Raw genomic sequence first — 677 nt, forward strand, 5'->3', positions numbered from 1 at the left:
GCTGCCATCAATCTAACCGCGATGCCGGCCGTGGTGTTCACCGATCCGCAAGTAGCAACCGTGGGCTACAGCGAAGCGGAAGCGCATCACGACGGGATCGAAACCGACAGTCGCACGCTCACGCTCGACAACGTGCCGCGTGCGCTTGCCAACTTCGACACACGCGGCTTTATCAAGCTGGTCATCGAGGAAGGTAGCGGACGGCTCATCGGCGTGCAGGTCGTCGCCCCGGAAGCCGGCGAATTGATCCAGACGGCTGTTCTCGCCATTCGCAACCGCATGACGGTGCAGGAACTGGCCGACCAGTTGTTCCCCTACCTGACGATGGTCGAGGGGCTGAAGCTCGCGGCGCAGACCTTCACCAAGGATGTCAAACAATTGTCCTGCTGCGCAGGATGAAAGGAGATGGAACCATGAAGCTCGCCCCATATATTTTAGAACGTCTCACTTCGGTCAATCGTACCAATGGTACTGCGGATCTCTTGGTCCCGCTACTGCGGGAACTCGCCAAGGGGCGTCCGGTTTCACGAACGACACTTGCCGGGATTCTCGACTGGCCCGCTGAGCGAGTGGCCGCCGTACTCGAACAGGCCACCAGTACCGAATATGACAAAGATGGGAACATCATCGGCTACGGCCTCACCTTGCGCGAGACTTCGTATGTCTTTGAAATTGAC

At 58.5% G+C, this 677-nt stretch carries 2 pseudogenes; both read left to right on the forward strand.

Annotated elements, in window-relative coordinates:
• Positions 1-399: pseudogene (locus R8N49_RS27520) on the forward strand (mercuric reductase); the annotation flags it as partial.
• 14 nt (positions 400-413) lie between these two features.
• Positions 414-677 (forward strand): annotated as a pseudogene (locus R8N49_RS27525) (alkylmercury lyase); the annotation flags it as partial.

The organism is Vibrio sp. 1978, from assembly GCF_033344345.1.